This is a genomic window from Nonomuraea sp. NPDC050680 (assembly GCF_040654555.1).
Classification (GTDB): Bacteria; Actinomycetota; Actinomycetes; order Streptosporangiales; family Streptosporangiaceae; genus Nonomuraea.
In genome coordinates, this window is record NZ_JBFAIF010000025.1 from 1 (window position 1) to 23993 (window position 23993).

At 69.1% G+C, this 23993-nt stretch carries 25 protein-coding genes; 12 read left to right on the forward strand and 13 right to left on the reverse strand.

All coding sequences use genetic code 11. The annotated features are described in order from the left end of the window. The first annotated feature begins 342 nt into the window (after positions 1-342). Both AB0H88_RS44990 and AB0H88_RS44995 read left to right on the forward strand, forming a co-directional pair. Positions 343-1170, forward strand: coding sequence for a helix-turn-helix transcriptional regulator (locus AB0H88_RS44990; RefSeq protein ID WP_357655117.1), 828 nt, complete (start codon positions 343-345; stop codon positions 1168-1170). A 5-nt stretch (positions 1171-1175) separates the two neighbouring features. Then, positions 1176-1382 (forward strand): DUF397 domain-containing protein, encoded by a 207-nt coding sequence (locus tag AB0H88_RS44995; RefSeq protein WP_357655393.1) that lies wholly within the window; start codon positions 1176-1178, stop codon positions 1380-1382. Between the two features lie 24 nt (positions 1383-1406). On the opposite strand, the gene AB0H88_RS45000 is transcribed toward AB0H88_RS44995, so the two are convergent. Then, complete coding sequence (locus AB0H88_RS45000; protein ID WP_357655118.1) at positions 1407-1733, reverse strand: DUF2332 family protein; 327 nt, start codon at positions 1731-1733, stop codon at positions 1407-1409. Between the two features lie 86 nt (positions 1734-1819). Next, positions 1820-2299: a MarR family transcriptional regulator gene (locus tag AB0H88_RS45005; RefSeq protein WP_357655120.1), complete on the reverse strand. Its 480-nt coding sequence runs from the start codon at positions 2297-2299 to the stop codon at positions 1820-1822. A gap of 113 nt (positions 2300-2412) precedes the next feature. Between AB0H88_RS45005 and AB0H88_RS45010 the strand changes: the two genes are divergently transcribed. Next, complete coding sequence (locus tag AB0H88_RS45010; RefSeq protein WP_357655122.1) at positions 2413-3498, forward strand: epoxide hydrolase family protein; 1086 nt, start codon at positions 2413-2415, stop codon at positions 3496-3498. A 2-nt stretch (positions 3499-3500) separates the two neighbouring features. Here AB0H88_RS45010 and AB0H88_RS45015 read toward each other — a convergent pair whose 3' ends face one another. The 4 genes from AB0H88_RS45015 to AB0H88_RS45030 form a co-directional block, all read right to left on the reverse strand. Further along, positions 3501-4409 carry a hypothetical protein gene (locus tag AB0H88_RS45015; RefSeq protein WP_357655124.1) on the reverse strand — a complete coding sequence of 303 codons (909 nt, stop codon included), beginning with the start codon at positions 4407-4409 and terminating at the stop codon, positions 3501-3503. A gap of 104 nt (positions 4410-4513) precedes the next feature. After that, positions 4514-5494 carry an LLM class flavin-dependent oxidoreductase gene (locus tag AB0H88_RS45020; protein WP_357655126.1) on the reverse strand — a complete coding sequence of 327 codons (981 nt, stop codon included), beginning with the start codon at positions 5492-5494 and terminating at the stop codon, positions 4514-4516. Between the two features lie 119 nt (positions 5495-5613). Then, positions 5614-6285, reverse strand: coding sequence for a ribonuclease HII (locus AB0H88_RS45025; RefSeq protein ID WP_357655127.1), 672 nt, complete (start codon positions 6283-6285; stop codon positions 5614-5616). Positions 6286-6297: 12 nt separating this feature from the next. Further along, positions 6298-7233, reverse strand: coding sequence for a LysR family transcriptional regulator (locus AB0H88_RS45030; RefSeq protein WP_357655130.1), 936 nt, complete (start codon positions 7231-7233; stop codon positions 6298-6300). Positions 7234-7312: 79 nt separating this feature from the next. On the opposite strand from AB0H88_RS45030, the gene AB0H88_RS45035 reads away from it, so the two are divergent. From AB0H88_RS45035 to AB0H88_RS45045, 3 genes are all read left to right on the forward strand, one after another. Then, on the forward strand, positions 7313-8599 hold the full coding sequence (locus AB0H88_RS45035) for a pyridoxal phosphate-dependent aminotransferase (RefSeq protein ID WP_357655133.1): 1287 nt from the start codon (positions 7313-7315) through the stop codon (positions 8597-8599). A gap of 141 nt (positions 8600-8740) precedes the next feature. Then, positions 8741-9388, forward strand: a complete 648-nt coding sequence (locus AB0H88_RS45040; RefSeq protein WP_357655136.1) for a GNAT family protein — start codon at positions 8741-8743, stop codon at positions 9386-9388. A 252-nt stretch (positions 9389-9640) separates the two neighbouring features. After that, complete coding sequence (locus AB0H88_RS45045) at positions 9641-12766, forward strand: BTAD domain-containing putative transcriptional regulator (RefSeq protein ID WP_357655139.1); 3126 nt, start codon at positions 9641-9643, stop codon at positions 12764-12766. 286 nt (positions 12767-13052) lie between these two features. On the opposite strand, the gene AB0H88_RS45050 is transcribed toward AB0H88_RS45045, so the two are convergent. After that, positions 13053-14462 carry a methyltransferase gene (locus AB0H88_RS45050; protein ID WP_357655141.1) on the reverse strand — a complete coding sequence of 470 codons (1410 nt, stop codon included), beginning with the start codon at positions 14460-14462 and terminating at the stop codon, positions 13053-13055. Positions 14463-14606: 144 nt separating this feature from the next. Between AB0H88_RS45050 and AB0H88_RS45055 the strand changes: the two genes are divergently transcribed. Next, positions 14607-14951 (forward strand): hypothetical protein, encoded by a 345-nt coding sequence (locus AB0H88_RS45055; RefSeq protein WP_357655144.1) that lies wholly within the window; start codon positions 14607-14609, stop codon positions 14949-14951. Here AB0H88_RS45055 and AB0H88_RS45060 read toward each other — a convergent pair. Beyond that, positions 14905-15495 carry a TetR/AcrR family transcriptional regulator gene (locus AB0H88_RS45060; RefSeq protein ID WP_225302223.1) on the reverse strand — a complete coding sequence of 197 codons (591 nt, stop codon included), beginning with the start codon at positions 15493-15495 and terminating at the stop codon, positions 14905-14907. The genes AB0H88_RS45055 and AB0H88_RS45060 overlap by 47 nt on opposite strands. 26 nt (positions 15496-15521) lie before the next feature. Beyond that, on the reverse strand, positions 15522-16004 hold the full coding sequence (locus AB0H88_RS45065; protein ID WP_357655147.1) for a GNAT family N-acetyltransferase: 483 nt from the start codon (positions 16002-16004) through the stop codon (positions 15522-15524). 60 nt (positions 16005-16064) lie between these two features. On the opposite strand from AB0H88_RS45065, the gene AB0H88_RS45070 reads away from it, so the two are divergent. Beyond that, entirely contained in the window at positions 16065-16532 is a 468-nt protein-coding gene (locus AB0H88_RS45070; RefSeq protein WP_357655149.1) for a helix-turn-helix domain-containing protein, read from the forward strand. Between the two features lie 27 nt (positions 16533-16559). Here the strand turns inward: AB0H88_RS45070 and AB0H88_RS45075 are convergent, their stop codons facing one another. After that, positions 16560-17207, reverse strand: a complete 648-nt coding sequence (locus AB0H88_RS45075) for a VC0807 family protein (RefSeq protein ID WP_357655150.1) — start codon at positions 17205-17207, stop codon at positions 16560-16562. A gap of 188 nt (positions 17208-17395) precedes the next feature. On the opposite strand from AB0H88_RS45075, the gene AB0H88_RS45080 reads away from it, so the two are divergent. The 3 genes from AB0H88_RS45080 (at position 17396) to AB0H88_RS45090 (ending at position 20300) form a co-directional block, all read left to right on the forward strand. Continuing rightward, positions 17396-18181, forward strand: coding sequence for an SURF1 family protein (locus AB0H88_RS45080; RefSeq protein WP_357655152.1), 786 nt, complete (start codon positions 17396-17398; stop codon positions 18179-18181). A gap of 10 nt (positions 18182-18191) precedes the next feature. Further along, positions 18192-18941, forward strand: coding sequence for a tyrosine-protein phosphatase (locus tag AB0H88_RS45085; RefSeq protein WP_357655154.1), 750 nt, complete (start codon positions 18192-18194; stop codon positions 18939-18941). Positions 18942-19103: 162 nt separating this feature from the next. Then, positions 19104-20300 carry an amidohydrolase family protein gene (locus AB0H88_RS45090; protein ID WP_357655156.1) on the forward strand — a complete coding sequence of 399 codons (1197 nt, stop codon included), beginning with the start codon at positions 19104-19106 and terminating at the stop codon, positions 20298-20300. Positions 20301-20335: 35 nt separating this feature from the next. Here AB0H88_RS45090 and AB0H88_RS45095 read toward each other — a convergent pair whose 3' ends face one another. The 3 genes from AB0H88_RS45095 to AB0H88_RS45105 form a co-directional block, all read right to left on the reverse strand. After that, entirely contained in the window at positions 20336-20719 is a 384-nt protein-coding gene (locus AB0H88_RS45095) for a YkvA family protein (RefSeq protein WP_357655159.1), read from the reverse strand. Positions 20720-20833: 114 nt separating this feature from the next. Continuing rightward, positions 20834-21790, reverse strand: a complete 957-nt coding sequence (locus AB0H88_RS45100) for an LLM class F420-dependent oxidoreductase (protein ID WP_357655161.1) — start codon at positions 21788-21790, stop codon at positions 20834-20836. Between the two features lie 111 nt (positions 21791-21901). Then, a complete protein-coding gene (locus AB0H88_RS45105) occupies positions 21902-22570 on the reverse strand; it encodes a TetR family transcriptional regulator (RefSeq protein WP_357655165.1) in 669 nt (222 codons plus the stop codon). Positions 22571-22917: 347 nt separating this feature from the next. Here AB0H88_RS45105 and AB0H88_RS45110 point away from each other — a divergent pair, with 347 nt between their 5' ends. After that, a complete protein-coding gene (locus tag AB0H88_RS45110) occupies positions 22918-23982 on the forward strand; it encodes a hypothetical protein (protein ID WP_357655168.1) in 1065 nt (354 codons plus the stop codon). Positions 23983-23993: the final 11 nt, after the last annotated feature.

The window sequence follows — 23993 nt, forward strand, 5'->3', positions numbered from 1 at the left end:
TAGTGACACGCCGCATCAGCGTGCCCGCAAGCGTTTCCCCAGCTCAGACCGCAGATCTGTGTGCTTTTCCCGCTACACATCTGCGGAACGCGGGTCTGAGGCCATCCATTTGAGATCTTGGCCTGTCGCGATAGCCCCAGCTTCATGACCGAATTGTCCATTCATTGTCATGGCCGAACTCAGACCGAACCCCTTGAGCTTTCAGAATGCCTCGGTAGAAACTTGTGCAGTAGACGAAGGTGGCGCACAATTAAGACCCAAAAAGCCCCCACGAGAGGGACTGGCCGTCAATACTTGTCAAAGATGCGTCACTCTTTGGGAGGACACAGGTGGAGGACGATCATGGCCAACGATCTTGACCCACGCCTGACGGCAGCTCAGCGCTTTGGCAAGGAGCTCGCCCGCGTTCGCAAGGAGGTGGGCATGACGCAAATCCGCCTGGGTAAACGTCTCGGCTGCTCGTCATCACTCATAGCGCATCTTGAAAAAGGCGACAGGACCCCGAAACCCGACCTTGCCGCAGGGTGTGATGAGGTCTTCGGGACAGGTGACCGGTTCAAACGCCTATGCCGCAATATCACCTCTCCCACCGGCCCCGACTGGTACATCGGTTGGACAGAGGAAATCGAGCCCTATGCACGAATGCTCCGAAGTTGGGACCCTCTCCAGATACCCGGCATCCTCCAGACGGAGGCATACGCGCGAGCCGTCTTTCGCGGTGGCCTATTCGCTTCTGATCAGGACATACAAGACAAGATTGATGCGCGAATGCGGCGTAGGGGAATACTTCAGCGAGATAAGTCGCCCACTTTGCTCGTGCTCTTGGACGAGTGGGTGCTTCGTCGCCCCATCGGGGGCGCCAAGGTCATGGGGGATCAGCTTGATTACCTGCTCACCGCTGGAGAACTCCCCAACGTAACGATACAGATCGTCCCCTATGACACCACCTGCACGACAGGCCTCATGTCCGCGTTCACGATTGCCGAGCTTTCCGACGCCCCGACCACTGTCTCAGTAGACTCCGCAACGAAGGCGGAAGTCTCGGCAGATCATAAACTCGTTTCTCTAATCTGGGATATCTATGACAAACTACGCACAGAGGCGCTCCGCCCTGGTCCGTCTCTACAGATGATCGAGGAAGCGCGGAACCAATGGAAGCAGCAGACCTGAGCGGCATTGACTTGTCCGGGGCCGTCTGGCGGAAGAGTTCCCGGTCTGGCTCAAATGGCGGCCAGTGCGTAGAGGTCGCAAGTAACATCCCCGGAATCGTCGCCGTCCGCGACAGCAAGGACCGTGGCGGCCCCGTACTCACCTTCACGCCCGACGAGTGGAGGGCCTTCCTGGGCGGCGCCAAGGACGGCGAGTTCGACCAACTAGGCTGACCGTCCGCCCCCGGCAAATCGGTTTCATTCTGGCAACCAGTCCAGGAACTGCCCGTGTGGTCCGGTAAAAGCGACCGGCTCTTCGTCCAGGGCCAGGACGAACGCGCTACGGTCGGTCGATGGGCTACGCGTCAGCCGAGCGGCCACGCCAGGCAATACGGTGGGCGCCTCGTTGGAGATCCACCGGGCGGGCAGGCCACGCATCGTCTCGACGAACCGATCGCGTTCCTCCTGCGGCAAGTAGGCCAGAACCGCGCTGTGGAACACGACCAGCGTGGCGTCCGGCGGGGCCTGTCCGACCAGGCCGGCGATGGTGGCATTCAGATCACCCTGAACGAGGTGGGGCGGCACGATGCTCCGCCCTTCCCTTGGGCCGGACAGCAATCCACACAACTAATCCGAGCCGGCGATCGAGCACTGCACGCTCACGTTCCCAGTCAACTCCACGGCTCTTCAGGGGTGCCGGTTCGCCCGTTGTGGTGATCCAACAGCCTGGACAGCAGCCCGGCCAACTGCTGTCGCTCCTCGGGTGACAGCGGAGCCAGCAGTTCGTCCTGGGATTCGGCCAGCCGCTTCTCCAGCCGCCGCAGTTGCCGCTTCCCCGCCGATGTCAGCGAGATGATGTTGCGCCGCCGGTCGGACGGGTCCGGGGCGCGCTCCACCAGTCCGCTTTCGGCGAGTTCATTGATCGTCGCGACCATATCGCTGAGGTGGATGCCGCTACGGCGGCCCAGCGCGGCCTGGCTGGCCGGGCCGGCCTCCTCCAGCGTCGTCAGCAGGCGGTAGTGGTATCCGCGGGCGCCGACGGACGAGAACCCGTCGCCCACCAGGCGGTGGGCGTGGTTGGCGGTCTGGCTGAGCAGCCAGCTGGGCAGGCCCTCCCATCGGGTGGGCGTGTCCTCGGATGGGTTCTCCATGTGACAAGTCTAACGAATCGTTCGGCCCGCTAATGATTGTGCTATCGTTCGGGACATAAACGTTAGTCATCTGAACGTTCGGTGGCTGAATGAATCCCACTGGAGCTGAGACCATGATCAAGCCGTTCCGCATCGACGTCCCCCAAGCCGACCTCGACGACCTGACCGACCGCCTCGCCCGCACCCGCTGGCCCAACGAGGTCGCCGACGCCGGGTGGGACTACGGCTTCCCGCTGGCGCGGCTCAAGGAGCTCGCCGAACACTGGCGGACCAAGTACGACTGGCGCGAGCACGAGGCCGAGCTCAACGAGCTCCCGCACTTCACCACCGAGATCGAGGGGCAGAACATCCACTTCGTCCACGTCCGGTCCGCGAAGCCGGACGCGCTCGCGCTGATCCTCACTCACGGCTGGCCCGGCTCGTTCCTGGAGTTCCTCGACGTCATCGAGCCGCTGTCGCGCGAGTTCCATCTGGTGATCCCGTCCATCCCGGGGTACGGCTTCTCCGGGCCGACCCACGAGCGCGGCTGGGATGCCGTCCGGATCGCGCGGGCCTGGGCCGAGCTGATGCGCCGTCTCGGGTACGAGCGCTATGGAGCGCAGGGCGGCGACTTCGGCGCGGGCATCTCCCTGGCGCTCGGTGCGGTGGCGCCCGAGCAAGTCGTCGGCGTGCACGTCAACTACCTGCCGACCCGGCCGGACCCGGACGCCGGCATCGAGCTGTCCGCAACGGATGAAGCCCGGCTGGACAAGGTCCGGCAGCTGATGGGGAACCGGCCGCCGTACCAGGCGCTGCAGGCTCTCACCCCTCAGACCATCGGCTACGCGCTGACCGACTCGCCGGTCGGCCAGCTGGTCTGGATCGCCGAGCGCTTCGCGCAGTGGACGGACCCCCGCTCGCAGATCAGTGACGATCGGATGCTCACCGACATCTCGCTGTACTGGCTGACCGCCACCGCGGCCTCCTCGGCGCGGCTGCACCACGATGTTCCACGGGGACAGGCCGTGTCGTGCCAGGTGCCGGTCGGCGTGGCGGTGTTGCCGCACGACATCACGCAGTCGGTGCGACCGCTGGCCGAGCGGCTGTACGACATCAGGCACTGGTCGGAGTTCGAGCGTGGCGGCCACTTCGCCGCGATGGAGGTGCCGGAGCTGCTCGCCGAGGACGTCCGGGACTTCTTCCTGACCCGCATCGAGTAGGGCTAGCCCACTTCGTCGAACAGCCCTTGGAGGGTCTGTGCGGTGGCCGCTCGGGCGAGCCAGGTCTCGAGTTGGGCAAGGTCCGTACAGGTGACGATCCGGGCGTGAATGTCGTCGGGAACGTCGAAGCCACGGGCAGCCAACACGAGCAGCACCGACCTACCAGCCTCTTCCGCCTTGCCCGCTGCCTTGCCTTCGGCCATGCCTTCTGCCATGCCTTCTGCTTTGCCGCGGCCAAAGTGCTCGCGGGCGAAGGGGCTGTAGACCGGCCATTTGGTGGACGCGGACTTCATGATCTCCTCCATGAGGTTGCGGATCTCGGGCGCGGAGATGTTGTAAGCGTATTCATAGTAATCCGGAGCGTGTTCGTCGGTCACGTCCGGCAGCGCGGCGGTGAACGCCTCGATGACCTTGCGGTCGAGTCCGTGGACCATGACCGACAGGGCCGCCAGGTCCAGGTGGGCGGCGGCCTCTTGGGGGTCGGTGATGGCCGGGATGCCGTCCGGCCCCAGCACCCAGGGTCGCAGGCGGTAGCCGGTCAGCCCGGAGTCGATCGGCTGTGCGTAGTAGGTGGCGACGTTGCGGTCGGGGCAGATGACCAGGACCGAGACGTCGCAGCCCAGCATGAGCCACAGAGCTGCGGCGTAGCGGGCGAGCTGCCGGGGATCCTTGGACTTGTCCTGCTGGATCTCCACGATGATGGCGTGGGCGGGCGTTTGCGGTGGGCCCAGCACGAGGACCAGGTCGGCCTCGATGTCGTCGGAAGGGCGGGTGTTGAAGGTGCTCGCCTCCCGCCGGATCAGCGGGGTGGCGGGCAAGTCCGCACCCAGGAAGTCGCGCAGGATCTCCACCGCCAGTTCAGGGCGGTCGGCGAACAGCTTGATGAGGGTGTCATGTCGGGGGGACGGCATGGTACTCATTGTTACATCACGATCACATAAAGTGACGGTCATTCGCGTGCCTCCGGCCCGGCGCCTGCCTGGGTGCGGCGGACGGGCCGGGGTTACCGTTTCGCTCAGCCAGTGACCTGCGGCAACACCTCTGCCCCGAGGCGGCGGATGTTCTCCAGAGTGCGCTGGTGGTCCCCCATTCCCTCGACCATGAGGATGAGGTGCTGGATTCCGGTGGCTTCCGAGGTGCGCAAGATGGACTCCACGCATTGGGCCGGTGAGCCGACCGGGTGGACGCGGGTTAAGAAGTCGACGTATGCCGAAATATCCCGTGACGGTGGTTCTCTGTTGTCCACCGGTACGTAGCCGGCCAGGCCGGGCGTCAACCAGCGCGGCAGGGAGTTCTTCAGGTCGTTTCGGGCTTCGGCGGTGGAGTTCGCCACGTGGGCGACGGCAGCTGCCATGTGGGCTTGAGGCGTTCCTCCGCGAGACGCGTACATGGCGATCATCGAGCTCTTCTGCCGGTCGTCGATGTGCATGCCGAGCAGCATCGGGAGGCCGCGCTTCGCGGCCAGTGCCACGGTCGGTGGTGAGGTGCAGGCCAGGACCGGGCACAGTCTGGCCGGCGGGACCAGTGGCACTTCACGGAAGCTGAAGAACTCCCCCGCCGCCGACACCCGCGTGCCCGAGAGCGCGGCGAGCAGTACGTCCAGCGACTCCTCGAAGCCGTGCTCGAAGCGCTCCAGCCCGGTGCCGAACACCTCCAGGTCCACCCACGGGCCGCCCCTCCCGACGCCCAGCGTGAAGCGGCCGTCCGACAGGTGGTGCAGCATGGCCGCCTGTTCGGCCAGGGCGATCGGGTGCTGGGTGGACAGGACGCTCACGGCGGTGCCGAGGCCGATGCGGCTGGTCCTGCCGATCGCCACGGCCGCCAGCGTGGTGGCGGAGGGGCAGACGCCGTAGGACATGAAATGGTGCTCGGCGATCCAGGCATCGGCGAATCCGGCCTCCTCGGCCGCCACGATGAGGTCGAGAGCGCTCGCCAGCACCTGCTCTGATCTCTGGTCCGGAAATCGGGCCACGATGAGAAAAATCCCGATTCGCATCCCATCGATAATGGCTGATTCCTGACGCTCGGAACACCGTTTCAAGGCGACGCAAGGGCCGCAACCGGTCGCTGATCGACAACGCCGACCAAGCGACCCGGCCAACGGAAGAGACCTGGCTAACCGAAGAGGCTGGCCTGGCCCTCGCCCACCGCCGGGTCCCGGTGCCGCTTGAGGTGGCGCCAGCGGGGCAGGTCGTCCAGGTACGACCACGACAGCCGATGGTGCTCCGTGGGCCCCAGGCGGGCCAGCGCCTCCTGGTGGACCGGTGACGGATAGCCGGCGTTGTCCGCGAAGCCGTACTCGTCGCACCCGATCGTCCCCATGTACGCGTCGCGCCGCACCTTGGCCAGGACCGAGGCGGCCGCCACCGAGATGCTGGCCGAGTCGCCCTTGACCTCCAGGCGTACCGGCCACGGCGCCCCGATGTAGTCGTGCGAGCCGTCGAGGATCAGCGCGTCGGGCCGCGTGGGGAGGGCGGCCAGGGCGCGGCGGGCGGCGCGGCGCAGGGCCTCCGTCATGCCGAGCTCGTCGACCTCGACGTGGGTGGCGTCGCCGAAGCCGATGCCGACCGCCCAGGACTCCAGCGAGGCGGCCACCGTCCCGCGCTTGGCGGCGGACAGCTGCTTGGAGTCCGTCAGCCCGGCGGGCGGGTCCGACAGGTCGGTGATGACGGCGCACACCGTCACCGGACCGGCCCACGCGCCCCGGCCCACCTCGTCGAGGCCCGCGACCGTGGTCGTGCTGCGCTGGGAGAGCAGCAGGTGCTCAATGTCATAGGTGGGCGCCATGGGCACCAGACGTTATCGCTCCGCGAGCGACACCGGATCCAGATCGGCGGCGAGATAGCGCGCGGCGACGTGGATGGCCCGCAGCGTCACCGACACCGACGGCCGGTGGACGCTGGAGCCGCGCGCGACGGCCCGTATCTCACGGCCCACCGGATTGCCGGGAAACTGCCGTACGGCGATGCCGCGCACGCCGGCGGCCAGCGCGAGCGCGGGCACGGCGGCGATCCCGATGCCCTTGGCGACCAGCGACAGGATCGTGCCCAGCCCCTCGAACTCCCACGGCGTCGGCCTGGTGCCGCCCACGTCCACGAAGAGCCGGTCGACCGCGAGGCGCGACGGCTCCCCGTCCGGAGTGGCCATCCACGGCTCGTCACGCAGCTCGCGCAGGTCCAGGGGCACCTCGGGGTCGGCCAGCCGGTGCTTGCGCGGCACCACCAGGACCAGCGGGTCGTTCAGCAGCGGGAACGTCCGCAGGCTGTCACTGTCGCCGACCCGCCCGTACCAGTCGTCGACGAGCGCGATGTCCACCTCGCCCGCCTGCACCTCGCGCATGCCCCGCCCCGACCGGCTCTGCCCGAGCCTGAGCGTCAGCTCGGTGTGGCGGCGCAGCGAGCGGGCCAGCGCGGGCGCGAACGCGACCGCCGCCGTGGGGAAGGCGGTCACCACCACCCGGCCGGACGGCGTGCCCGCGTGGGCCGAAAGGTCGGATTCGGCCTCCTCGACCATGGACAGAATGCGTTCGCCGTGGATCACCAGGCGGCGGCCCGCGTCGGTCAGCTCGGCGCTGCGCGCGGTCCGGTCGATCAGCGCGGTTCCGGTCTCGCGTTCGAGGGCCGCCAGCTGCTGGGACACGGCGGAGGGACTGTACCCGAGTGACTCGGCGGTCGCTGAGATGCTGCCTCGACGGGCGAACTCGCAGATCAGCACCAGGCGCCGCAATTCGAGCATCGGACTTCCTTCCGCCTACCCACAAAAAGCCTCGCTTGTGCTGATGCCTTCATCCAACCACGCTGGGAACGTGACAAACATGACGGTTACCCTCTCCGCCACTCTGGCGACCAACGAAGACATCGAGCGAAGACGGCGCGCCGGGGAACGGGTGCTGCATCTCGCCTTCGGTGAGGCCGGCCTGCCCGTCCACCCGGCGCTGCGCGACAAGCTGGTCGCCGCATCCGAGCGCAACGGCTACGGGCCGGTCGCGGGGGCGGCCGACCTGCGGGACGCGGCGGCGGGCTACTGGACACGACGGGGCCTCCCCACCGACCCCGAACTGGTCGTCTGCGGCCCCGGCAGCAAGTCACTGCTGTACGGAGTGCTGCTGGCCATCGGCGGCGACATCGTCCTGCCCATGCCCAGCTGGGTCAGCTACGCGGCGCAGGCCGACCTGGTGGGCGCCCGTCCGATCATGGTCGCGCCTCCGGAGGGACAGGGCGGCGTACCGGATCCGGATCGCGTGGCCTCGGCCGTGCTGCACGCTCGCGCCCAGGGCAGGACCGTCCGCTCGGTGCTCGTGACGCTGCCCGACAACCCCACCGGACGCCTCGCGCCGCCGCAGACCATCCACCGCCTGGTGGAGGTCGCCCGCGAGCTCGACCTGTACATCATCTCGGACGAGATCTACCGGGACCTGCTGCACGACCCGCTGCTTCCCTTCACCTCGCCCGCGGACCTGGCGCCCGAGCGCACGGTCGTCACCACGGGGCTCAGTAAGAGCCTGGCGCTGGGCGGCTGGCGGATCGGTGTGGCCAGACTGCCCGACGAGGCGTACGACCTGCGCGCCAGGCTGCTCGCGGTGGCGAGCGAGATCTGGTCCGCCCCGGCCGCTCCCGTGCAGGAAGCCGCCGCCTACGCCTTCACCGACCCGCCCGAGTTGGTCGAGCGCATCCTGCGCAGCCAGCGGCTGCATGGAACGCTCGCCCGCGCGGTGTACGACAGGTTCACGGAGATCGGCGCGTCGGTGCCCACTCCCCAGGGCGGGTTCTACCTCTACCCGGACCTGAGCCACCTGCGGCTCGGCGGCTCGGCCGAGATCACCCGTCTCCTGCTCGAAGAGCACGGCATCGGTGTGCTGCCCGGCCACGCGTTCGGCGACGATCCCGCCGCCGCGCGGGTACGGGTCGCGGTGAGCCTGCTCTACGGGGACACCACGGAGGAGCGATTGGCCGCGCTGACCAGCCCCGATCCGCTCCAGCTGCCGTGGATCGCGGCCAATCTGGACCAGCTGTCGATGGGCTTGACAGAGCTCTCGCTGGCGCGGCGGAGCCCGGTGCGTGAACGGCACCCGGCGCTCGTGCCGACGCCATGTCACAGTTAGGCGAAACTTTGTCCACGGGCCGGTGCGGAGACCCCGTAATCGGCCCGTTGACCTGCATGAACACCCAGGTTGCAACAAGCTGCAAAGAATGCTGGGCGAGTGCTGTTCTCTCCCATACCGAGCAGCCTCCATCATGTGCTCATGCCCGCTCTTGTCACCTTGTCCGGGCGCCTCGTGCGCCTGGAACCTCTCAGCCTCGCGGTGATCGACGACCTCGTCGCCGCGGCGAGTGAAGACCGCTCCACGTATGCCTTCACCCGTGTCCCGGCCGGCCGGGACGAGATGGTCTCCTATGTGGAGGCCGCACTGGCTGAGCAGGCGGAGGGCCGCACGCTGCCCTTCGCCGTCCGGTGGCTGAACACCGACCGTGTGGTCGGTGCCACCCGTCTCATGCACCTGGAGTACTGGCAGGGCCCCATGCCCTGGCCGCCGGGTACGCGGGGCGCGGTGGGCGAGGTCCCGTCCGTGGCCGACATCGGTTACACCTGGCTGGGCGCCTCCGCCCAGGGCACGGGTGCGAACCGGGAGAGCAAGTACCTGATGCTCTCGCACGCCTTCGAGACGTGGAACGTCCACCGCATCACGCTCAAGTCAGACGTACGCAACAACAGGTCCGTGGCAGCGATAGCCGCCTTGGGCGCGCATTTCGACGGGATACGCCGGGCGGAATGCAGGGGCGCGGATGACACCGTCCGAGATACGGCCTACTACTCGATCCTGAACTCGGAATGGCCCGGGATTCGAGAACGCCTGGCCCAGAGGCTTGTCCTCGCAGCCGAGGCAGCATAAGGAAGCATCCGTGAAGGCCCCGCCATACGGCGGGGCCTGTGTCTTGATTGCCCCATATATGCCAGTGTCATGGCCGCCCCCGCGTTATCGGGGCCATGCCGCTGTTGACCCTCAGCATCCGCCGCGTGGCTCAACACCCGATTAAAGGCCGATCAACGCTTCGGTTAACGAATGGGCGGATGCCTATCTGTTGCGCAAGGATGGACCTATCATTTGGTAACAAATCTTTCCATTGCGTTGGAGACAGGCGACATGACTGGTCAGAGCGGCGAAGGCGGGCTGAGGTTCGCCGTGCTCGGCCCCGTCCGCGCGTGGCGCGATGGCACGGAAGTCGACCTGGGCACTCCGCTGCAGCGCTCCATTCTCGCCATGCTGCTCCTGCGGGAAGGCCGTGCGGTGACGCCGACCGAGATGATCGACGCGGTATGGGGCGAGGACGCGCCGCCGCGAGCCCTCGGTGCGCTGCGCACGTACGTCTCCAGGTTGCGCACGGTCCTGGAACCCGGCAGGGCCGCCCGTTCCCGGCCCGAACTGCTGACCTCCGTCGGCCGAGGGTACGCGCTGCGGCTGCCCGACGACTCGCTGGACCTGACCCGGTTCGAGCGGGGCATCCATGAGGCCGAGGCCGCGCGCCGGGCCGGTAGGCCGCGGGAGGCCGCCGAGGGTCTGCGGGCCGCGTTGTCGCTGTTCGAAGGCGAGCCGCTGGCCGGGGCCGTCGGGCCGTACACCGAGCATCAGCGTGACCGGCTGGTCGAGCGGCGGATCAGTGTGGTCGAGACGCTCATGGACCTGGACCTGGAGCTGGGCGAGCACGCCGCGGTCGTCTCCGAGCTGATCGCGCTGACGGCCGAGCACCCGCTGCGCGAGCGGCTGCGCGCCCAGCTGATGCTGGCCTACTACCGGTGCGGCCGGCAGGGCGACGCGCTGGCCGTCTTCACCGAGACGCGCGATGCGCTGATCGAGGAGCTGGGCATCGAGCCCGGCCACGAGCTGACCGCGCTGCACCAGCGCATCCTGTCCGCCGACCCCACGCTGGCCGTGGCCGAGGTGGCCGAGGAGGACGCGCCGGAGGAACGGGCGCCGACGCTCGACCTGCCCCGGCCCGCCCAGTTGCCCGCCGCCGTGAGCGACTTCACCGGGCGCACGGACATCGCCGGACGGCTGCGCACGCTGCTGTCGTCGAAGCCGGCCGAGGGCGTGCCGGTGGCCGCGATCTGCGGGATCGGCGGGGTGGGCAAGACCGCCCTGGCCGTGCACGTGGCGCACGCGGCCGACGACCTGTTCCCCGACGGCCAGCTGTATGCCGACCTGCGCGGCTACACCGACGAGGCGACCGGGCCTGAGTCGGCGCTGGGCGCGTTCCTGCGCGCGCTCGGCGTGCCGTCCGACGTCATCCCGGAGCGGCTGGCCGAGCGGTCCGCGCTTTATCGGTCGCTGCTCGCCGAACGGCGCATCCTCGTGCTGCTCGACAACGCCCACAACGCCGAGCAGGTCCTCCCGTTGCTGCCCGGCTCCTCGGGCTGCGCCGCCATCGTCACCAGCCGCCACAAGCTGGCCGACCTGCCTTCGGCTCGGCTGTTCGACCTGGACGTGATGGACCCGGACGAGGCATTGACGCTGTTCGCCTCGGTGGCCGGGGCCGAGCGGGTGGCGGCCGAGCACGGCGCCGCCATGGACGTGGTCGCCGCCTGCGGGTTCCTGCCCCTGGCCGTACGGATCGTGGCCGCCCGGCTGGCCGCGCGGCCCTCGTGGACGGTCGCCTCGCTGGTGCCCAGGCTGACCGACGAGCAGCGCCGCCTGGATGAGATGCGGGTGGGCAACCTGGCGGTCGAGGCGACGTTCGCGCTCGGCTACGGGCAGCTGGACACCGCCCAGGCCCGCGCGTTCCGGCTGCTGTCGCTGCCCAACGGGCCCGACTTCTCGGTCGGAGCGGCGGCGGCCGTACTGTCGATGAGCGCGTTCGCCAGTGAGGACCTGCTGGAGTCGCTGGTCGACGCCAGCCTGCTGGAGGCGCCCGCGCCGGGCCGCTACCGCTTCCACGACCTGCTCAAGCTGTTCGCCCGGCGGACGCTGGAGAAGACCGAACGGCCGCAGGCCCGCACGATGGCCCTGCGGCGGCTGCTCGGGTTCTACCTGGCCTCCGCCCAGTCGGCGCACCGGCTGGCCTACGAGGGCAGCATGATCGCCGACAACCTCCAGGTGGACGGCAGCGGGCTCTCCTTCAACAGCGTCAACGAGGCCGTCGCCTGGCTGGTGGCCGAGGGCGACTCGCTGTTCGCCGCGATCAACCAGGCCGCCGCCACCGCCCGCGCCCCCGAGCCGCTGCTGCCCGCCGGTGACCTGCTGGTGGCCATGGAGCCGCTGCTGGAGTCGGGCACCCACACCCGTGAGTTCGACCAGGGCACGCGGGCCGTGCTGGCCACCGCCAAGCGCATCGGCGACGCCGGCAGCGAGCTGCGGGCCCGTTATGTGCTCGGCCGGGTGCTGTTCGCGAGCAACAAGCTGACGCAGGCCGAGGAGCAGTTCAGGATCGTGCACGAGCTCTCGGTCGAGCGGGCGGAGAAGGTCGTCACCGGTGAGGTGATGAACGCGCTGGCCGTCGTCGTGGGCCGGCAGCGCCGCCACGCCGAGGCGCTGACCTGGTTCGAGTCGGCGATGGGCTGGTACCGCGAGAACGGTGTACCGGCCGGCGAGGCGCTCGTGCTCAGCTACTCCGCCCGCGACCATCTCGGCCTCGGCCGCCCCGAGGACGCGATCACCGCGGCGGAGAAGGGCCTGGCCATCTTCACCGAGATCGGCAGCGGCGCCGGCACCGCCCGCGCCCGCTACCACCTGGGCATCGTCCTGTCGCGGGTCGGCCGCATCGCCGAGGCCGTCCACCACCACGCCGAGTGCCTGGCCTTCTTCCGCGCCAGCAAGCAGCGCGTGTGGGAGCAGCGGGTCTGCTCCCGGCTGGCCGAGACGTTCATCGCCGCCAAGCGCTACCCCGATGCCGTACGGCACGCGGAGGAGGCGCTGGTGGTGTCGAGGGAGATCGGCCATCCCTATGGTGAGGCGCTCTCGCTGATGGTGCTCGGCGAGGCGCTCGAAGGTATGGGCAGCGCCACGCGGAGCCTCGACTGCCTACGGCAGGCCTTCGAGATCTTCTCGCTGCTCGGCGCTCCCGAGGCGGGAGACCTCAAGGTCCGCCTCGACAAGGCCCCGGCCACCGGTTCCGTCGTCGAGCCGGTCGTCAGTCCTGTCGTCGAGCCGGAGCCGGTCGTCGGTCCTATCGTCCGTCCTGTCGTCGAACCGGTCGTCAGTACTGTCGCCGAGCCGGTTGTCAGTACTGTCGTCAGTCCTGACGTCGAACCGGTCGTCGGTCCCGTCGAGCCCTGAGTACAGCTCGTCGTCCAGACGTGTCATCCACACATGGTTGATCAAGGCTGTCCCTTTGGGAGTCACGGAGCCCCCGTGATGCGTGTGCACGTGGCGCGATTGCTAGCCCGGCCGGCCATCTGACCGTCACGCGTCGCTAGGGGGCCCGGTTATCCGGATGCTCCGCGTAACGGCTAGCCGCCTCACATCGACGGCCGGCCGGACCCGACACGAGCCTCGAACCCCCCGGGCTCGTGTCTTGGTGAGAAGCCTCCACCCGGGGGGTCAACATCCGATCAACGGTCGATCAAAGCAGGAAATAGCCCTCGGCGATGAGCGGCCGGATGGCGTCGGTGTGCAGGATCTCCCCGTCGCCGACCAGCTCGGCGATGACGTTGAGCAGCGGGCCGAGGGCCAGGTCGCCGTCGCAGACGCCGGCCAGGGCCGCCTCGACGGTGCCGACCTCCCTGCTGCGGCGCAGGCCGTCCGTCTGGCGCAGCACGATGCGCATGGGGTCTTCCGCGCCCGGCAGGCCGATGCGTTCGTCCAGCAGGCCCGCCACGGTCCGCAGGTGGGCCGAGTCGAGGAAGCGCACCCGGTGGGCGGTCGCGATCGAGTCGAGCACGCCGTCGACGTAGTCGCCGACGGGCAGCGTGACCTGGTGGGTGAGCTGCTCCACGCGGACCACCGGGTCGAGCGTGCCCGCGTTGCGCATGGTGATCCAGCCGAAGCCGATGCCTTGCACCTTGTGCTCGTCGAACCAGCCCAGCCAGCGGTCGTAGTGCTCGGTGTAGCCGGGGGTGCCCTGCACGGCGGCGTCCCGCAGCCACAGCTCGACGTATTCGGCCGGGTCCTGGACGTCCCGCTGGACCACCCAGGCGTCGCAGCCGGTCTCGCCGAGCCAGCCGCCGACCCGGTCGCGCCAGTCCTCGTCCGCCACGTGCAGCCAGTTGGCCAGGAAGTGAGCCTGGCCGCCCGGATTGAGGAAGCGGGGGGTCTGTCGTACGAGGTCGCGGCAGAACGCGTCGCCGTCGGCGCCCGTTTCGCGATAGGTCAGCTCGCCGCCGGGCGAGATGACGAACGGCGGGTTGGAGACGACGAGGTCGAACAGCTCCCCCTCGACCGGCTCGAAGAGGGAGCCGGCGCGGGCGTCCACGCCGTCGATCCCGGACAGCCGCCAGCTGAGCCGGGCCAGCTCCAGCGCGCGAGGGTTGAGGTCGGTGGCCACGATCTCGTCGACGCGGTCCGCCAGGTGCAGCACCTGTACGCCACAGCCCGTGCCGAGATCGAGGGCCCGGTGAACCGGGCGGCGGGTGACGAGCTGGGCCAGGTTGGCCGAGGCGCCGCCCGCGCCCACGACGTGATCGGGACGGAGCGCCGGGTCGCCGGGCCGTACCTTGCGATCGGAGACGACGTAGCCGCCGGTCTCCCAGGGCTGGAGGTGCACGGTGGCGCGTACGTGCTCGCCCTCGGCGGCGACCAGGCCCGACGCGCGGGCCTCGTCGAGAACCCCGGCCGGGAACCGCGCGGCCGGAACGGCGACGCCGAGCCACCAGAGCCGGATCAGCGCGGCCAGCGGGTCGTCGCCGGCCGTGGCGCGCAGGGCCGGGACCAGCTCCTCGCGGGACAGGGCCGAGGCCGCCATGGCGCCCAGCCGGTCGCGGACGCCGTCAATCGAGTAGCCGGTCTCGAGGAGGTGATCACGCAGTCGTTCCACGAGACCATCCTTTCACCGCAGATATCCGCGCATGATCCGATACCCACAGTAATCATACTGTTACTGAAACGTCCAAGCGTTTTGCAAGTGAGCCACGATATCTCTATGAAGACCCACGCTCGGCGTTAGAAGAGGAGCGGATCAATGCAGATCCCTTGCCTGGCCTGCGAGTCCCGTTTCTGGCCCGACGACTACTTCCGCGCCTGTTCCGACTACAACCGCGGGCTGGACCTGGTCTCATGGACCTGCCCCAGCTGCGGCAACCGCGACGACCTGCGGGTGCTGCCGGGCGAGCTGGGATTCGGCTACCCCTGCCGGGGCCGGTACGACGTGCACGCGCGGGTGCGCGTGCCGGGATTGCGCAGGCAGCGTGGCGATCTGCGGCTGGACATCTCGCTCGACGCGGCCTGCTGGCGAGTGCCGTCCCGGATCAGGCCGGCCACTAGCGCTGCCGCAGGCTCTGCCAGGCGGCCTCACCGAGCCCTTTGATCTCCTCCTCCGTCGGCGTGTGGGCGCCGGCGAACCACAGGCGGCACATCTCCTGCGCCGGTCCGAGCCACAGCACGTAGCACATGGTCGGGTGTACGACCTGAAGCCGGCCGTTCTTCATGTGCGGCCGCCACCAGTCGGACACCTGGCGGAAGAAGGCCCGCCTGGCCTCCGCCACCTCGGCGCCGCCCGGCTCGTTCTTGCGCGGCGGGCGCTCGCTGACCAGGAGCCTCGCGCGCTCCGGGTGCTCGCCGGCCCACCGCATGTGCAGCGCCACGACGGCCTCGATGCCGTCGCGGGCCTCCTCGTGACTGACCAGCTCGGCGAGGAAGGCCGCCTGATAGGCGGTGAGGATCTCCGCGTAGAGGACGCCGAAGACGTGTTCCTTGCTGGCGAAGTGGTGGTAGAAACTGCCGACGCTTACGCCGCTCTCCTCACGGAGGCTGGCCAGCGTGGTGGCCGACACCCCGTCCTGGCTGAATCGGCGCAGGGCACCGTCAATGATGCGGGTGCGTCCGTCGCGTCCGTTCTTGGCACTCTTCACACTGTCAATGGTGGAGCAACAGAACCTTATTCCGCAAATACCTCCGCCCGTTGGATCCTAGCGGTCACCTCGACCGTCCCGGAAGCCACCTTCATCTGAGCGTCCGGCCAGAGCCTGCGGATCATCCGGAGCACCCGCCTGTTCTCCCCCATTACGTCCATGCCGACCGTCTTCGCGCCCCGCACCGCGGCCCTGAACAGCAGCACGTCGATCAGGTGCGGCCCGAGCCCCTTGCCCTGCCACTCGTCGGCGACCACGACGGCGATCTCGACGTCGGCCGCCTCGCCCCGGTAGCTCATGGCATGGCCGATGATCTCGCCGCCCAGGGTGATGACCAGGGCGTCCCTGTGGTCGTCCAACGCGATGAGCACCCGCACCAGACTGGCGGCCGGGGCGCCGATGCCGGTGAAGAAGCGCAGGGTCTGCGTGTGCAGGGACAGCCGGGCGAGGAAGCGCCGGAGTCGTTCGGCGTCGTCGGGCCGGGCGGGCCGGATCTGAGTTCCGAGCATGAACTCAGCTTCCTCTTCTTTTCCTGGGTCTGTCAATTGAACTCAGGTATGATATGGCGCATGAACGTGGCATTCCAGGTGAACAACTGCTCCATCGAGCGCACGTTGGACATCGTCGGGGAGAAGTGGACCTTCCTGGTGCTGCGCGAGGCGTTCCGCGGCGTCCGCAGGTTCGCCGACATGCAGGCGATCACCGGCGCGCCCCGGCAGGTGCTCAGCGCGCGACTGGCGCGCCTGGTCGACGAGGGCCTGATGCGCAAGGAGCCCTATCGCGAGCCAGGTCAGCGCCAGCGTGACGAATACCGCCTGACCGAGAAAGGGCGTGACCTCTATCCCCTGCTCGTGGCGCTCATGCACTGGGGCGACAAATACCTGGCCGGCGACGAGGGGCCACCCGTGCTGCTGACCCACCGCGACTGCGGGGCGCCCATCGAGCAGCACTTCCGCTGCGCCGATGGCCACGAGGTCGTGGGACCCCGCGAGGTGACGGCACTCCCCGGCTCAGGCGCCGAACTGAAGACCGCGTAAACCCCGCAGGCCGCGAACTGGCAGCGCTCAGATGTCGCGCTGGAGGGCGCGCAGGCACCAGCGGAAGTCGATCAGCGTCAGCAGCGCCGCCCCGGACAGCAGAACCGCGACGGCCGCGGTGCGCACGATCAGGTACGTCTGGATCGTCTGGCTGAGCAGCAGCCACAGGCTCAGCGAGGCGTTGCCGAACTGCGCGCATCCCCACACCAGCGACTGCCGGGCGAAGAAGCGCCGCATCACCGGCTGCTCGATCACGTGCTCCGGCAGCGGCACCAGGTCCTCCGCCACCCGCTGCGCCAGCGGCCGGCGCAGCCGGGCGGTCGCCAGGAACCCGGCGCTCGCGCAGAAGACGCCCAGGGTCGGCTGCAGGAAGAAGATCACCGCACTGCCGGACAGCAGCGCCAGCACCGCCCTGACGGTGACCGTGCCCGCGGCCAGCAGCACCGCCCCCGGCACCGCCCTGCGCCTGGCCAGCCGCCAGACCACACCCCCGTACACCCAGGCCACGGCCACCACGATCCCGCCGGTGATCCCGGAAAGGATCATCCCGGCGTAGAAGACGGCAACGGGCAGGATCATGCCCTCGAACACGCGGGGCACGGCGTGGCGCACCAGACGGCCGAACCGGGGCAGCTCGAACGCGGGCGCCTCGGACGGCGCGGCAAGCACGGTCATATGGCTTTGGAGGCGCTCTCTGGAGGGGGAGCTGATCGGACGAATCCCGACCGTACGCGATGAAGCGCCGTTCGGTAAGTGTTTCGACCAGATTGCGATTAGGTCACGCTCCGGCAGACCGAGCCACGTGAACTCCGGCGGACCGAGCCAGGTGAAGGAGCACCGGCCCTGGTGCCTACCCTTGAGGGGTGTACCGGTTCCTTCTCACGCCCCGCTGGATCTCGCTCCACATCGTGGTGCTGCTGGTGATCCCGGCCTTCGTGTTCCTGGGCCGGTGGCAGTTCGGACGCTTCGAGGAGCGATCCGCCAACAGCACACAGGTCACCGCGAACCTGGCGGCCGGCCCCGTGCCCTTGGAGAGCCTGGTGGGCAACGGGGCACGGGAGGCCGACCGGTTCAGGACGGTCACGGCGTCCGGGAGCTACGACACCAGCCACGCGCTGGTCGTGCGCAGGCGGCCGCAGGAGGGACAGCTGGGCTTCTACGTGCTGACCCCGCTGGTCACCGGGCCGGGTCAGGCCGTGCTCGTCAACCGGGGATGGGTGAAGGCCGGGGCGACCGCCGACGCGCCTCCTGAGGTGCCGCCGCCGCCGACGGGTCAGGTAACTGTCACCGGGAGGCTACGTCTCAGCGAGACCGAGGCGACGGCCGGAGTCAAGGAGCGCGCCGGTCTGCCGCCCGGTCAGGTGCTGCTCATCGACACCGGGAAGATCGGCAAGGCGCTGCCGTACCAGCTCATGGGCGGTTACGTGGAGCTGACCAAGCAGCAGCCGGCCGCGGCGACCGCGCCCGCGCCGGTGCCCGCGCCCGACGTGGGCGCCGGGGGCGGCCTCAACCTCGCCTACGGCGTGCAGTGGTGGCTGTTCATCGGTGTGGCCGTGGGCGGCTGGATCCTGCTCATCCGGCGCGAGGTGGCCGACAGGAAGGCCGCGGAGGACGCGCCGGCCCAGGAAGTCGGGGCGCCCAGCAATTAAGGTGGATAGGGTGATCCGCCACATAGAGTTCGCAAGCATCTACAACTTTCGTGACGTAGGTGGATATGCCGCAAAGGACGGACGAACCGTCCAGTGGCAACGGCTCTATCGTGCCGACTCCCTCGGCTGGCTGGCGGGAGACGATCTCCTCACGTTCCACGCCCTCAAGGTGCGGACCGTCATCGACCTGCGCCATCCCTTCGAGGTGGAGCGGACCGGCCGGGTGCCCGAGTCCGACGGGCTCGACTATCGCAACCTGCCCATCGAGGGCCGCCGCTGGGACACCAGCACCTACGACGACCGGCTGGGCGTCGCGAGATACCTCGCCGACCGCTACCTCGAGGTGACCGAGGACGGGGTCGACAACCTTCGCGCGGCCGTCGAGACGATCTCCCGGTCCGGCAGCGCGCCCGTGGTCGTGCACTGCGCGGCGGGCAAGGACCGCACCGGGCTGCTCACCGCGCTCATCCTGAGCCTCGTCGGCGTGGCGGACGAGGACATCATCGACGACTACGCGTTAACGGGCCTGGCCACCGAGCGCTTCATCGCGAGCTGGCAGCGCAGACACCCGAACGCCGCCCGATGGCCCGGTTTCGGGGTGGCTCCGGCCGACGCGATGCGGTTGTTCCTCGCCGACCTGGCCGCCCGGCACGGCTCGGTCGCGAACTACTGTACGGACGTCCTGCAGGTCGAGGCGGGGACCATCGAAGAGCTGCAGAATAGTCTTCTGTCCCGGACTGAACCGATCTCCGGTGGGTAGGCGGCACCGGGGTTCGCGATGCAGCAACCTCGCGAAGCGGACCTCACGGCCCGGGGTCGCCACATCCCCCTCCCAGCGATCCCGGGCCTTCGGGCATAGTGGATACCCAACGGAGACGTCGCAGCTTGTTCGACGTTATGCGGCCGTCGTACGGTTACCTGCGTGACTACGCCGCTGCTCCCCGATCCGGATCCGAGGCGGCGCGACTATGTGATCATCTCCGCCGACGATCACCTGATCGAGCCGCCAGACCTTTTCGAAGGCCGGCTCGCGGAGAAATACGCCGAGGTCGCGCCAAAGGTCGTGGAGACGGAGGGCGGTCACCAAGTCTGGCGCTACGGCGGCGCCACATACCCGTGTGCCGGGCTCGACGTGGGCGCCGGCCTGCCCCGCGAGCAGTGGACGCTCGACCCGGTCAGGTTCGAGCACATGCGCCCCGGCTGCCACGACATCGAGGCCCGCATCGAGGACATGGACCTGGCCGGCATCTGGGCGGCGCTCTGCTTCCCCGGCATGCTGGCCGGCCAGTCGGGCATGCCGTTCGCCAGGACCCGCGACCAGGAGCTCGGCCTCGCCCTGGTCAAGGCGTGGAACGACTGGCACATCGACGTCTGGGCGGGCACCTACCCCGAGCGCATCATCGGCCTGCAGCTGCCCTGGCTGCCCGACCCCGACGTCGCCGCCAAGGAGATCAGGGCCAACGCGGCCCGCGGCTTCAAGGCCGTGATCTTCCCCGAGTTCCCGACCCGGCTGCGGCTGCCGTCGATCCACAGCGGCCACTGGGACCCGTTCTTCGCCGCCTGCGAGGAGACCGGCACCGTCGTCTGCCTGCACACCGGAGGCTCCAGCTGGTCGCCGGTGCCCTCGCCCGACACACCCATCGAGGCGATCACCACGCTCATGCCGACCAGCGCGATGTTCGCCTGCGCCGACTGGCTCTGGTCGGGGCTCCCGCTGCGCTACCCCAACCTGCGCATCCTCATCGTGGAGGGCGGCGTGGGCTGGCTGCCGATGCTGGCCGCGCGGGCCGACTACGCGCTGGATCACCCCGTGGCGGGCGAGGCGCAGTGGGACGGCGGTCTCAAGCCCAGCGAGGTGCTGCGCCGCAACTTCTACTTCGGCACTCTCGACGACCACTCCCTGTCGGGGGTGCGGCTGGCGGTCGGCCTCGACCACGTGCTTCAGGAGAGCGGCTACCCGCACTCCGACTCGACCTGGCCCGACACCCAGCAGGCGGTGGCACAGAACCTGGGCACGCTTCCGCCGGCCGACATCGCCAGGGTCGCCTACGGCAACGCCGCCCGGTTGTTCGGCCACCCGCTGCCGTCACGAGCCTGGCTCCGGATGGAGGAGTTCTAGCCGGCGCCTGGGAGCGGTGCCGGCTCGCCGTCGAGCTAGCGTCGTCGAGGTCGCTTGGGACCAGGGTCGTCGAGCTTGCCCTGGACCCTTCCCGGGATGGCCGTGCGCTCCCAGTCCACGTAACGTCCGCTCTCGCCGAGCAGCGAGGCGATCAGCCAGAGGAAGACCCCGAAGTCGTCCACGACACCGATGAGCACGAGGAAGTCCGGCACCAGGTCGATCGGCGAGATCATGTAGACCACGCCGAACCCCATCAGCGCCAGCTTGCTCTTGCCCATGCCGTCGTACTCGCCGCGCATCACGGCGCCGATCATGCGCGGGATCGCTCGTAACCTGGCCATCAGGCCCGGCGTGCCGGGCTTGCTCACTTCGCGGTATGTACGCCAGGCCGCCGCAGCCCGTCCTGCCTTCGCCATCATGTCGCTCCTCCTACCCGGGCCTCTCACGACATAACGCGTCACGGCCGGAGCCGAGTTCCCGAGCTTCCCGGCGCTCGGCCCCCTCGGCCCCTGGGCCCCCTGGGCCCCTCCCGGTCAGGCTGTGGGGGCCAGGTCGCGGACGGCCTGTGTGATGGTCACCTCACCACCCGCGATGGGCGCCAGGACGGGGGTGTCGAGGCCGTTGTCGACGTACTCCTGGATCCTGGCGCGGCAGGTCGCGGCGTCGCCGTGCACGACCAGCGCGTCGACCACCTCGTCCGGGATCGCCTTGAGCGCGGCCTGCCGGTCGCCGGCCGCCCACGCCTCGTGCATGGGCCGCAGCACCTCGCCCCGGCCGAGCCAGTCGTGGAAGGCGGCGTAGGCCGGCACGGTGAGGTAGGCGGCCAGCATCCAGCGGGCCAGCGCGCGTACCTTGTCGGTGTCCTCGCTCACGCAGACGAACAGGCGGGCGATGAGCTCGGTGTCACCGATCTCGGCCCGCACCTTCCGCACGTCCTCGGGCGAGAGCCAGTTGGTGATCGCGCCGTCCGCCTCCTCGGCGGCCAGACGCAGCATCCGGGGCCGCAGCGCCGCCAGCACCACCTTCGGCGCGATCTTCGGCGCCCGGTCCAGCTTGAACCCCTTGATCTCGAACGTCTCGTATCGCTGCGACACCTTCTCCCCCGTCAGCGCCTCCTTGAGGAAGCGCAGGGTGTCGCGGGTACGCGCGTAAGGTTTGGCGAACTCGACCGCGTTCCAGCGCTCCACGATCGCCGGGGAGGAGGAGCCGATGCCGAGCAGGAACCGGCCGGGCGCCAGGTCGGCCAGCGTGGCGGCCTGCATCGCGAGCAGCGCCGGGCCGCGCGTGAACACGGGCACGATGGCGCTGCCGAGCCGGATCCCCGGCGCCCACTGCGCGGCCATGGCCAGCGGCACGAAGCCGTCGACGCCGTTGACCTCGGCCGACCACGCGTCGGTGTAGCCGAGGGCGGGCAGCTCCGCGATCAGCTCCTGCGAGTCCGCCAGTGAACGGTCGGTGAACGGGATCGTCATGCCCCAGTTCTGAGTCATCGCGGCCTCCAGCTTGCCCCTCGCGGGGGGTCGGGCGTCAATCTCAGGTAGGGCGACCATACCAACCGGGCGGTATGCAGTCGCCACCCTGACCGCTCCGGGCCTGCCGGGTCAGGCGCGCAGCTCGTGGACCGCCGCGATGAAGTCCTTCGTGATCCCGCGCAGTCCCGGCAGGTGCGACAGGCCGACGAGCCGGTCCACCAGCGGGACCGTCACGTCGATCAGGCGATGCGTACGGTCGCAGCCGGGCGAGGTGTCGTGCACCCAGAACAGCACCATGCCCATCGACAGCAGCCACAGCAGCTCCGGCAGCTCTTCGCGCAGCTCGGAGTTCATGCGGTCGCGCGCTCCCTCGACCACCTGCCGGTAGATGTCGATCGACGCCTCACGGGCCGGTGAGGACTGGGCGCTGAACGGGCTCAGCGGGTTCGTGGGCTCGGCGGCATGCTTGAAGAACTTCACCGCGAACTCGTGGTAGGGCTCCGAGACCCGTACCCACTCGCGCAGCACCCCGCTCAGCCGGGCGGCGAACGACGACTCCGTGGCCAGCAGGTCCTGGCAGGCCGCCTCGTGCTCGGCCTGGGCGCGGTCGTAGTACGCCTGGATCAACGCCTCCTTGCTCTCGAAGTAGTAGTAGGCGTTACCGACGGATACACCGGCCTCGGCCGCGATGGCCCGCATCGTCGTCGCATCGAAGCCGCGCTCCCGGAACAGCCGCAAAGCCGTCTCGACAATGACTTCCCGGGTGCTCTCCGGTCCTCGGTTTCGGGCTTCGGACACGTTCGTCACTTTACGTGGTAGTCGTGCGTTAGGTCAGGAAGGATCACGTTGATCGCCATCACAGGGCAAAAATCCCGGTGAGATAGGGGTTAGCTCCTGCGAAGGATGGGATTGATGTTTCTGGCGGAAGGGCTATTCCGCGAAAAGGCATCGACATGTGGATACGTGGAACAGTACGGCTGGTAGCGGTCGTATTCCTCAACATTGAGATCTCCATAATCGCGCTGGCGTCGGCCGCTTCCGCCGCTTCCCAAGCACCCGGCAGGGCGCCGCGGCAGACACCATCACCGATCACTCGGTCCTACCACATCGGGGGGACGATCGAGGCGCGCCGCTGGCACCCTTCGGTGGATCCGGCCGACTTCGGCCCGGAGCCCGCCCTGAACCGCAGGGGCCCCTCCGCCCACGGCCAGAAGTCGATCGGGCGCGACCCTGACACGCGCGCGGGCGCGCCGGAGTCGTCCGTACGCGACCCAGAACCGATCACCTTCGGGCCGCTCGCGAACGAGAGCGGCCCGGATGCGCTCGTGCGGGACCCGGGGACGGCGCCTGGCGGGCTGGAGACGGCGGCGATGGTCGTACGTCGCCCGAATGCGGTCATACGGGACCGGGCTGCGCTCCTGCGGGACCCGGAGACGGACGCGAGCGGGCCAGAGACGGCCGTCAACGGCCCGGAGACGGCCATACGCGGCCGGGGCGCGGCCAACCCGCCCACGATGTCACAGGACGCCGTCCTCGTCGCTCTGCGACCCGACGCACCGGCCTCACCGGCCTCACCGGCCGAGGTGTCCGCCACCGCGGTGCGCCCTCTGTCGTCCTCGCGTCAGCCGGCCGCCGTGACGATGCGGAAGATCGAGGCCGGCACCATGCGAAAACCCGGCGCCGCCACTCCGCGGAAACCGGGCACCGCCACCACACGGAACGCCGGCAAGCTCCAGAAGGCGGACAAACTCCAGAAGGCCGACAAGGTGCAGAAGGCCGACGTGGACCTCACCCGCGTGAAGCCCAGGTACGCGACCGTGCGCATGTCCCACGCGCTGGCCGCCGACTGGCTCCATGACGAGGGCCTGCGTACGCATTCCTCGGGCCACTGCACGAACAAGCAGGTGTACCACTGCACGTCTCTGGAAGACGTCCGCACCTCGACCATCTCGCGGGTGATCGGCATCAAGCGCCAGAGCGGCTGCCCCGTCCTGGTCACCGGCGGCACCGAAGCGGGCCACGCCCCGGGCCAGTACAGCCACGGCAATGGCTACAAGCTCGACATCACTCACAACCCATGTATCGACCGATACGTCACCCAAAACCATGAGAAGTCCGGCACCAGGGGTGACGGGGCCGCCCTCTACCGATCACCCTCGGGCACGGTCTTCGCCGACGAGGCGGACCACTGGGACATCCTGTTCCGGTGACACGGCCTGGT

Coding starts and splice junctions, on each gene's coding strand:
- AB0H88_RS45020 (WP_357655126.1), bottom strand. CDS start 5,494: ATGCGAATCGGGATTTTTCTCATCGTGGCCCGATTTCCGGACCAGAGA.
- AB0H88_RS45035 (WP_357655133.1), top strand. CDS start 7,313: ATGACGGTTACCCTCTCCGCCACTCTGGCGACCAACGAAGACATCGAG.
- AB0H88_RS45010 (WP_357655122.1), top strand. CDS start 2,413: ATGATCAAGCCGTTCCGCATCGACGTCCCCCAAGCCGACCTCGACGAC.
- AB0H88_RS45005 (WP_357655120.1), bottom strand. CDS start 2,299: ATGGAGAACCCATCCGAGGACACGCCCACCCGATGGGAGGGCCTGCCC.
- AB0H88_RS45065 (WP_357655147.1), bottom strand. CDS start 16,004: ATGCTCGGAACTCAGATCCGGCCCGCCCGGCCCGACGACGCCGAACGA.
- AB0H88_RS45045 (WP_357655139.1), top strand. CDS start 9,641: ATGACTGGTCAGAGCGGCGAAGGCGGGCTGAGGTTCGCCGTGCTCGGC.
- AB0H88_RS44990 (WP_357655117.1), top strand. CDS start 343: ATGGCCAACGATCTTGACCCACGCCTGACGGCAGCTCAGCGCTTTGGC.
- AB0H88_RS45040 (WP_357655136.1), top strand. CDS start 8,741: ATGCCCGCTCTTGTCACCTTGTCCGGGCGCCTCGTGCGCCTGGAACCT.
- AB0H88_RS45015 (WP_357655124.1), bottom strand. CDS start 4,409: ATGCCGTCCCCCCGACATGACACCCTCATCAAGCTGTTCGCCGACCGC.
- AB0H88_RS45025 (WP_357655127.1), bottom strand. CDS start 6,285: ATGGCGCCCACCTATGACATTGAGCACCTGCTGCTCTCCCAGCGCAGC.
- AB0H88_RS45030 (WP_357655130.1), bottom strand. CDS start 7,233: ATGCTCGAATTGCGGCGCCTGGTGCTGATCTGCGAGTTCGCCCGTCGA.
- AB0H88_RS45100 (WP_357655161.1), bottom strand. CDS start 21,790: ATGACTCAGAACTGGGGCATGACGATCCCGTTCACCGACCGTTCACTG.
- AB0H88_RS45095 (WP_357655159.1), bottom strand. CDS start 20,719: ATGATGGCGAAGGCAGGACGGGCTGCGGCGGCCTGGCGTACATACCGC.
- AB0H88_RS45070 (WP_357655149.1), top strand. CDS start 16,065: ATGAACGTGGCATTCCAGGTGAACAACTGCTCCATCGAGCGCACGTTG.
- AB0H88_RS45075 (WP_357655150.1), bottom strand. CDS start 17,207: ATGACCGTGCTTGCCGCGCCGTCCGAGGCGCCCGCGTTCGAGCTGCCC.
- AB0H88_RS45055 (WP_357655144.1), top strand. CDS start 14,607: ATGCAGATCCCTTGCCTGGCCTGCGAGTCCCGTTTCTGGCCCGACGAC.